General features: G+C 36.7%; 1 protein-coding gene. It reads right to left on the reverse strand.

Features of this window, described 5'->3' with window-relative positions:
• Nucleotides 1-370 precede the first annotated feature (370 nt).
• Nucleotides 371-1,489 (reverse strand): hypothetical protein, encoded by a 1,119-nt coding sequence (locus YWE_RS0120845; RefSeq protein ID WP_029096205.1) that lies wholly within the window; start codon nt 1,487-1,489, stop codon nt 371-373.
• Nucleotides 1,490-1,831: the final 342 nt, after the last annotated feature.

Genomic DNA, 1,831 nt, shown 5'->3' on the forward strand with positions numbered 1-1,831 from the left:
TATATTTAGACGAGATAGAGAACTCAACGCTCACTATTCTGTTACTTTGGGCCATTCCATTTATCACTGTCCATGACTAAGAAGGCCTCACAACCNGCTTCACCGATTTGGCATACCCGAGTGGCAATACTGCTATCCGGCCATTGNTGAGCGGATTGATATTCCATTCCAGTATCATCAATGCAATCAATATTAAGCTGTTTTTGTCTTGTTAGATCATTGTACCAAATGGATGAAATACAGGTCATCGCTTTAGGTTGAGGTTTCTCAGCCAAATTCTTCTGACCAATAGTTCGTGATAAACCTAATTTTGATTGCGGATAGCTCAGTCTATTTATTCTCGATATGCTAATGTCCTCAGTAATGAATATTAACGACGTTCGGGAAGAACGAGTGGTCTTATTGGCCCTCGCTTAGCTTCTGATGGGTTTTCTGGCGGGAGGTCAGGTAATGATGCTAAAACGGACACTAGTTGGCTTTTCCCATTAAATTCTGGGCCATGATAGGCACCAGTCAATCTGTAGCCTGGGCTGTTGGGATCTCGTACAATACCTTGACAAGTATCTAGTATTTTTAAGGCGATTTTATCAGGGTTATCGGAAAATAATTTATCGAAAACTTCTTTTTGATGCGATTTTAGATGTAACGCTACATCAGCAATAGTGCCATTGAGTCCTTCTTTAAATAATTTTTGGTTTCCATCACTACGTTGACTTAATTTGTATTGATTTTCATAGCTACTACAATTTGCATCATCTCTGGAAAATAATGATGTAGCATAATTTTTTATTTCATACTCTAATTTTTCCTTTTCCCTTTCTTGTGTTCTTATTTCAGATTCCTTCTTGTCTATTTCAATTCGTAAGTTAGATGCGATACTTATAAATAAGCTCCAAAGCCTTCTTTGCGGATTAGTTTCGCAATCTTTAATTAGATTTTCTTTAATAATCTTTTCGCCATAGTTCGGTGTGTTGATGATCTTTTTGACTGGGCTCAGTATATGATATTCTTGTACTTTTTTGGCTTCTACTAAAATGTCGTTATAACTTATTTTGTTATCAATGTATGACTGGCAAGTTGCCAATTGTGGTTGAGTTGATAGTTCTGTATATAATTTATTTATTGAAATAGTCATTGCGTCAGAAAGACTGATGTCTGATTTATTTAGACACGTGTCATTTAATTTTTTCTCAAAAACAAGGTGATATGAAATTACATCATTCATGTCACTGGCGAAAACTTTTCTATTATTAGTGTAATTAGACCTATAATAATTTTCTATTTTAGTGCTACCGATGTAGCTTTCATCTAATTGCTGCATGGTGGCAAGTTTTATCCTATTTTGTGTGCCGATATCACCATATGCACGAGACTCATTATATTGTGCGCACGTATAAGCTGATTTGGCTTTTATATATGGTAGTTCTGTATCTGAGTCCCCACATGCCTGCAGTAATGGTATGAGAATTAGTATGACAAGTTTCTTCATTTTTAAATTTCCTCTACTATTGTATAAATAGTTATTTTCAAGATAAATAACGGTTATCAAAAGTTTTAATTAAGTTGGCTATTAACCAAAAAAGAATCCCCACACCTTCTTCGCGGCGGAGACAACAACACCTTTAGTTGCCTTTAAGGCCGTTTTCACGGGGGAAGGGAGGAATACAACATCTAATAAGTTATCAATGAAATCACTGACGCCTTCGCCGAAAGCCTCTATTGATTCCTCGACTGCNCGGTCGGTTCTGTTTTTGGGATCGACTTGGGCGATAACGTTGCTTTTTGCGTGCTTTGGGAGACATCGAATGATTTCCTCAACCAACAGATCAAT

Origin of the sequence: Budvicia aquatica DSM 5075 = ATCC 35567, from assembly GCF_000427805.1 — a bacterium.
Classification (GTDB): Bacteria; Pseudomonadota; Gammaproteobacteria; order Enterobacterales; family Enterobacteriaceae; genus Budvicia; species Budvicia aquatica.

Coding starts and splice junctions, on each gene's coding strand:
- YWE_RS0120845 (WP_029096205.1), bottom strand. CDS start 1,489: ATGAAGAAACTTGTCATACTAATTCTCATACCATTACTGCAGGCATGT.